General features: G+C 63.6%; 7 protein-coding genes. 6 read left to right on the forward strand and 1 reads right to left on the reverse strand.

Going from position 1 to position 6,713, the window contains the following annotated elements; all coding sequences use genetic code 11:
• The 5 genes from ACN0Q0_RS17195 to ACN0Q0_RS17215 all read left to right on the forward strand — a co-directional run.
• Window positions 1-1,884 (forward strand): membrane-bound PQQ-dependent dehydrogenase, glucose/quinate/shikimate family (locus ACN0Q0_RS17195; protein WP_417244441.1); only part of this gene is annotated, 1,884 nt, incomplete at its 5' end.
• 294 nt (window positions 1,885-2,178) lie between these two features.
• Window positions 2,179-3,162 (forward strand): TRAP transporter substrate-binding protein DctP, encoded by a 984-nt coding sequence (dctP, locus tag ACN0Q0_RS17200; protein ID WP_343504745.1) that lies wholly within the window; start codon window positions 2,179-2,181, stop codon window positions 3,160-3,162.
• Window positions 3,163-3,221: 59 nt separating this feature from the next.
• Complete coding sequence (locus tag ACN0Q0_RS17205; protein WP_343504746.1) at window positions 3,222-3,737, forward strand: TRAP transporter small permease; 516 nt, start codon at window positions 3,222-3,224, stop codon at window positions 3,735-3,737.
• A complete protein-coding gene (locus tag ACN0Q0_RS17210; RefSeq protein WP_164195882.1) occupies window positions 3,734-5,029 on the forward strand; it encodes a TRAP transporter large permease in 1,296 nt (431 codons plus the stop codon). Before ACN0Q0_RS17205 ends, ACN0Q0_RS17210 begins: the two co-directional genes overlap by 4 nt.
• 6 nt (window positions 5,030-5,035) lie before the next feature.
• Window positions 5,036-5,482, forward strand: a complete 447-nt coding sequence (locus ACN0Q0_RS17215; protein ID WP_164195884.1) for a type II 3-dehydroquinate dehydratase — start codon at window positions 5,036-5,038, stop codon at window positions 5,480-5,482.
• A 3-nt stretch (window positions 5,483-5,485) separates the two neighbouring features.
• Here the strand turns inward: ACN0Q0_RS17215 and ACN0Q0_RS17220 are convergent, their stop codons facing one another.
• Window positions 5,486-6,172, reverse strand: a complete 687-nt coding sequence (locus tag ACN0Q0_RS17220; RefSeq protein WP_343504747.1) for a GntR family transcriptional regulator — start codon at window positions 6,170-6,172, stop codon at window positions 5,486-5,488.
• Between the two features lie 104 nt (window positions 6,173-6,276).
• Between ACN0Q0_RS17220 and ACN0Q0_RS17225 the strand changes: the two genes are divergently transcribed.
• Window positions 6,277-6,651 (forward strand): hypothetical protein, encoded by a 375-nt coding sequence (locus tag ACN0Q0_RS17225; RefSeq protein ID WP_417244442.1) that lies wholly within the window; start codon window positions 6,277-6,279, stop codon window positions 6,649-6,651.
• The last annotated feature ends 62 nt before the right edge of the window (window positions 6,652-6,713 follow it).

A 6,713-nucleotide genomic window follows, 5' to 3' on the forward strand; every position in this document is an offset into this window, starting at 1 on the left:
ACTGGCGGTCAGAGCCGTTTTGCCGCGCCTCCGCAGACCCCGCCGGACCACGTCGGCGAGCTGGAGGCCGCATGGACCTTCCGCACCGGCGACACCCCGGTCAGCCCCGGCGGCGGTGGCGCCGAGGATCAGGGCACGCCGCTTCAGGTGGGCGATGACCTCTTCTTCTGCTCGCCGAACAACACGGTGATCTCGATTGACGCCACCTCGGGGACCGAGAACTGGCGCCATGACTTCCCGACCGAGACGCGCACCTGGGTGCGCTGCCGCGGCCTTGCCTATTTCGACGCCGCAGTGCCGCTGCCGCAGCCGACGCTGCCGGGCGCGACGCCGGTTAGCCCGGTGGATCTCTCCGACGACGCCGCCTGCCAGCGCCGCATCTTCATGGACACCATCGACGCGGTGCTCGTGGCGCTCGACGCCGAGACTGGCGCGCTCTGCGAAGACTTCGGCAACGGTGGCACCGTCGACCTGAAAGAAGGCCTCGGCGCCGCGCAATCGCCGCTCTATTCGCTGACCTCGCCGCCGACGCTGGCGGGCTCGACCGTCGTCGTGGGGGGCCGTGTGGCCGACAACGTGGCGCTCGACATGCCGGGCGGCGTGATGCGCGGCTTCGACGTGATCACCGGCGAGATGAAATGGGCCTTCGATCCGGGCAATCCCGGGGATCGTGATGCCCCTGCAGAGGGCACTGCCTATACCCGCTCTACCCCGAACGTCTGGGCGCCGATGACCTATGACGCGGCCTCCAACACCGTGTTCATGCCGGTCGGCAACGCCGCCATCGACCTCTGGGGCGTTGAGCGTACCCCGGAAGACGAGAAGTACGGCGCCTCGATCCTCGCCCTCGATGCCACCACCGGCGACGAGAAGTGGGTCTACCAGACCGTGCACCACGACCTGTGGGATTTCGACGTACCGATGCAGCCGACGCTGATCGATTTCAAGGGCACGCCCGCGCTGGTCTTCGGCACCAAGGCCGGTCAGATTTTCGTGCTCGACCGGGTCACCGGCGAGCCGCTGACCGAGGTCGAGGAAGTGCCGGTGAAACCGGCGACCATCCCCGGCGAGAAGTACTCCCCGACCCAGCCGAAATCGGTGGGCATGCCGCAGATCGGCGCGCAGCACCTGACCGAGGCCGATATGTGGGGCGCAACCCCTTTCGACCAGCTGATGTGCCGGGTGATCTTCAAGGGCTACCGCTATGAGGGGCTCTTCACCGCGCCGGACACGGACTACTCGCTGTCCTTCCCCGGTTCGCTTGGCGGCATGAACTGGGGTGGCCTTTCGTATGACCCTACGGCCAACACCGTCTTCGTCAACGACATGCGTCTCGGCCTCTGGGTGCACATGATGGAGCAGGATCCCGAGGCGGCGGCCTCGAACGGCTCCGAAGCGGTCAACACCGTGATGGGCGGCGTGCCGCTGAAGGGCACGCCCTATTCGGTGAACAAGAACCGCTTCCTGTCGCCGCTCGGCATTCCCTGCCAGGAGCCGCCGTTCGGTACACTGACCGCGATCGACATGGACACCCAGAAGGTGGCCTGGGAGGCGCCGCTCGGCACCGTGCAGGACACCGTGCTCTTCGGCATGAAGATGCATCTGCCGATGCCGGTGGGCATGCCCACCATCGGCGGCTCGCTCAGCACCCAGGGCGGGCTCGTGTTCTTCGCCGCGACGCAGGACTACTACCTGCGCGCTTTCGACAGCGCGACCGGCAAGGAGGTCTGGAAGGCACGCATGCCCGTCGGCTCGCAAGGCACGCCGATTTCCTACGTCAGCCAGAAGGACGGCCGGCAGTACATCGTGATCTCGGCCGGCGGCGCCCGCCAGTCCGCCGATCGCGGCGACTACCTGATCGCCTACGCGCTGCCGCAGGGCTGATCGGCCGGGCACACGGCGGATCGCAACAGCATAAGGCCGGCCCGTAGGGGCCGGCCTTTTCTGTTGCGGGCTTCCGCTGGATCGAAGGCCGACACCGCGCGCAGGTGGTCTGGGGCGCATGATCGCCAAGGGTTCCTCGCATCTTCCCATTCGTTCGATGCTGATCGCCAGACGGGGCCTTCAGTTTCAAGGCAGCGGGGGGACACCGGGGTTTACGCGTCGCGCTGTTTCGACGTATGATTTTAGGATCATCATATGATCGGAGAATCGTATGGTATCAAATGGGAGGAACGAATGACCAACCGCAGAACTTTTCTTGGGGCCATCGCTGCTGGCGGCCTGGCACTGGGCGCGGGCCTGCCTGCCTTCGCGCAGGATGCTGCAAAACTTCGCTTTTCTGCCGTGTTCTCAGAGCAGGACATCCGCGCCGAGATGATGAAGAAGCTCGCCGCCTCGGTGTCGGACTTTGCAGACATCGAGCTTTTCTACGGCGGAAACCTGTTCAAGCAGACCACCGAGATTATCGCGATCCAGCGCGGCAACCTCGAGATGGGCAACATCGCGCCTCAGGACATCGCGACTCAGATCAAGGAATTCTCGATCCTGACCTCGGCTTATCTGTTCCGCGACGTCGACCATTTGAATGCCTTCTTCGCGAGCGATGCGGGGGCCGAGATGGTGGCCTTGGCGGAAGAGCGACTCGGGATCCACATCCTTGGCCCGACCTACTTCGGCACGCGGCAGGTCGGTCTCAGGATCGACAAGGAAATCAACACTCCCGAGGACATGAGCGGGGTGAAGCTGCGTATGCCGGGCGGCGATGCCTGGCAGTTCCTTGGCAAGGCGCTTGGCGCGAACCCGACGCCGATGGCCTATGCGGAGGTCTACACCGGCCTGCAGACCGGCGCGATCGACGGCCAGGACAACCCGCTGCCGAACGTCGAGAACATGAAGTTCTATGAGGTGATGGACCAGATCGTCATGACTTCGCACCTTGTCGGCTACGATCTTCTGGTGATTTCGGCCGAGGTCTGGAATGGCTTCACTGACGAGCAGCGCGCCACATTCCAGGCCGCTGCCGACGAGGCGATCGCCTGGAGCGCGGAGCAGCACCTCGCCCGCGAGGCCGAACTCGCCGAATTCTTCAAGGAGCAGGGGCTGAAGATCTCAACCCCCGATGTCGACGCCTTCCGCAGCTACGCGCAGCAGATGTACCTCGACTCCGAGCTCTCGGCGGACTGGCCCGAGGGCATGCTCGAGCGCATCAACAGCCTCTGACCGGCTGCCCCCCACCAATGCCGCACCCCAAACGGGTGCGGCACCCGAAAGGTGAGACCTTGGAAAGACTGACCGCAATCGGGCTCTGGCTTCGGCGCAGGGCAGAGAACATTGCTGCGCTCATGCTGGCGGTGATGTTCGTCGCCTTCATCGTGCAGGTGGCGTTTCGCTATCTGCTGAACTTGCCCGTCGGGGGAGCCTCCGAGCTGACCGTCATCATGTGGCTGTGGCTGGTGCTCTGGGGGGCGTCTTTTGTGCTGAAAGAACGCGAGGAAATCCGCTTCGATTTCCTGCTTTCCAACGTCGGACCCAAGGCGCGGCGGGTGATGAGCTTCTTGGCCTGTGCCGCGCTGCTGTTTCTCTATGGTTATTCGCTGCCGGCGGTCTGGGACTTCGTGACATTCATGAAGATCCAGGAAACCTCCTACCTCGACATCCGCTACGACTGGGTGTTCTCGATCTACGTGATCTTTGCGGTGGCGACGCTGCTGCGCTACGCGTGGCTGCTGCTGGCGACGCTGCGGGGACGAGACGTGGAGGGAGCCCGATCTGCCGGTGCGGAGGGGGACCAATGATCGATCCATTCACCGCCTCTGTTCTTTCCATCGTGCTGCTGGCGCTGCTCGGCTTGCCAGTCGGCCACGCGATGATCGCCTCGTCGATCCTCTACCTGATGCTCAGCGGGCAGGACATGGGGATCGCCGCCGAGCAGCTGCTCAACGGCATGTTCTCGAGCTATATCCTGCTCGCCGTGCCGCTTTTCATCCTGGCCGCCGAGCTGATGAACTCCGGGAATATCACGCTGCGCCTGCTGGCATTCTGCAATGCGTTCATCGGCCGCTTCCCCGGCGGGCTTGCGCTGGTCAACGTCGCGCAGTCGATCATCTTCGCAGGCATGTCCGGCTCGGCGATCGCCGATGCAGCCGGCTCGGGCAAGATGATGCAGCGCATGATGACCGAGGGGGGCAAGTATCCGGCGGCCTTTGCAGCCGCGCTCACCGCCTCGACCGCGGTGATCGGCCCGATCATTCCGCCGTCGATCCCGATGGTGATCTACGCGCTCGTGTCGGATGCCTCGATCGGCTACCTGTTCCTCGCCGGTGTCGTGCCGGGTATCCTGATGGGGCTGGTGCAGGCCGGGATCATCGTGCTCAGCGCGCGGCGCCGGCAATTCCCGGTGGAGAAACCGGTGCCCCTGCGCGACCTGCCCAAGATCACCCTCGACGCGCTGCCCGCGCTGATGATGCCCGTCGTGCTGCTTGGCGGCATCTATGGCGGGGCAACCACACCGACCGAGGCAGCGGCGGTCGCGGCGCTCTACGCGCTGCTGGTCTCCGCGATCCTCTATCGCAGCGTCTCGTTCGGCTCGGTCTACAGCTCTGTCCTTTCCAGCGCCCGCACGACGGCTTCGATTGGCATGCTCATTGCCGGGGCTCTGGTGTTCAATTACGTCGTCACGGTCGAGAACATTCCGGCGTCGCTCAGCACTTGGCTTGCCGGGTTCGAGCTGTCGCCGATCGCCTTCTTGTTGATGGTCAACCTGATCCTGCTGGTTCTAGGCTGCCTGCTTGAGGGCACCACGATCCTGCTGGTCATCGTGCCGGTCTTCATTCCCACCGCGAACGCGCTTGGCATCGACCTCGTTCACTTCGGGATCGTCTGCGTGGTCAACATCATGCTGGGGCTGGTGACGCCGCCCTACGGGCTTCTGCTTTTCGTAATGACCACTATTTCGGGCTGCTCGCTGAGCCGGATCATCCGCGAAATCCTGCCCTTCCTTCTGGCCCTTCTCGTGGCGCTGGCGCTCATCACGCTGGTCCCGGACCTGTCGCTCTGGCTGCCGCGCCTCTTCGGATACAACGGATAAAATAAGATGAAGAAACCTGTCTATGTGCTGAACGGTCCGAACCTCAACCGCCTCGGCAAGCGCGAGCCGGAGATTTACGGCCATGTCACGCTCGCCGAGGTGGAAGAGAACTGCACGAAAGCCGCAGGCGAGGCCGGTCTGGTGTTTCGTCAGACCAATTCCGAAGAGCGGATGATCGAGTGGATCCACGAGGCGATCGACGACTCCTGCGCGCTGCTTATCAACCCCGCCGCCTTTACGTTTTATTCGATGGCGATCATGGACGCGCTGAAGATGTATCCGCATCCGCTGATCGAGTATCACATCACCAATGTTCATCGCCGCGAGAAGATGTACCACACCTCGCTGGTGTCCGGCGTGGCCACAGCGGTGATGGCCGGTGCCGGAACACGCGGCTACGGCTACGCGGTGAAACTCCTGCTGGAGATGGCCGCTGAACGGGAGGCGGCGTGATCCTTAGGCGGGGATCTTGCCGCTTGAGATGATGTGTTCCATGCCGGCGGTGACATGAGAGGTCAGCAAGGCAACCGACGCTTCGGCGTCGCGCCCCACGACGAGGTCGCGCAGTCGCGCGTGCTCTTCCGCAGCCGGACGGCCGCGAAAATCAAGCACGTGGAGATGGTAACGCATGTAGCGGTCAAAGATGTTGGAGTGGGTGGCATTGAGCGCCGGCATGTCGCAGGCCATCACCGTGGCGTGATGGAAGTCCCAGTCGTATTGCACCCATTTCATCACCAGCGCCTCGTCGCCGCCGATCAGCTGGCTTTCGACCGAATGCAGCTTGTGATGGCAGGAGACAACATGGGCCTCCCACTCGAGCGAGCCGACGGCGATCGAGCGGCGCAGCGCATGACACTCCAGAAGCAGACGCATCTCGCAGACGTCGCGCAGGTCTGCCTGGCTGATCTGCGCGACACCAAAGCCGCGATTGCCTTCGGCGACGACGAAGCTCTCGGCCACGAGCCGGTTGAGGATTTCGCGCAGGGTGCTGACGCTGGCGCCATAGATCTCGCGCAGCCGCTCGAGCCGCAGGCGATCCCCCGGCTTAAGCGTGTTGGTGATGATGTCGAAGCGGATCCGGCGCAGGACCTTCTCGGCAATGCTGCCCCCTTCGTCATGCATTACGAACGTTTTCCCGGTCACGTCGGCCTGTCCTGTTCTGCCCGTTGTCTGTCGTCACTGCCGACCCGCGCGAAAGTCGGGCAGGCGCCAGCGGTCATATTACATGATTCTGAGATATCAATCATATGAAGCTGTCATTATCATACCTGACCCTTGATCATCATACAATCGAGAGAGCGATCGGGATCGCTGCGCAAACGGGCTATGAAGCGCTCGGCCTTCGTCTCGCCCCGGCCTTCCCGGGTGGCGAGACCCAGTCCATTCGGAGCGATGCCGGTACGCTTCAAGGGCTCCGTCGCGCGCTCGCGTCGAGTGGATGCACCGTGTTCGATGTCGAGATGGTGCGCCTTGATACCGATTTCCGCATCGCTCGGGTGCTCGACCTGCTCGACGATGCCGCAGCGCTGAACGCGAGCCGCCTGCTCGTGGTCGTCGGCGATCCTGACCTGCGGGGAGCGGCGGACTCCTACGCGCTTCTGCGCGCCGAGGCCAGTGTGTGAACAGGCATGGAAAACTGACCCCGTAGCGTGTTGATTTCCACCCAGAACTGACCCGGGGTTTC

Source organism: Celeribacter sp. (assembly GCF_048259695.1).
GTDB lineage: Bacteria > Pseudomonadota > Alphaproteobacteria > Rhodobacterales > Rhodobacteraceae > Celeribacter.

What these genes read in the sequence shown, in the direction of transcription:
- dctP (WP_343504745.1), top strand. Translation starts at nt 2,179, where the DNA reads ATGACCAACCGCAGAACTTTTCTTGGGGCCATCGCTGCTGGCGGCCTG.
- ACN0Q0_RS17210 (WP_164195882.1), top strand. Translation starts at nt 3,734, where the DNA reads ATGATCGATCCATTCACCGCCTCTGTTCTTTCCATCGTGCTGCTGGCG.
- ACN0Q0_RS17215 (WP_164195884.1), top strand. Translation starts at nt 5,036, where the DNA reads ATGAAGAAACCTGTCTATGTGCTGAACGGTCCGAACCTCAACCGCCTC.
- ACN0Q0_RS17225 (WP_417244442.1), top strand. Translation starts at nt 6,277, where the DNA reads ATGAAGCTGTCATTATCATACCTGACCCTTGATCATCATACAATCGAG.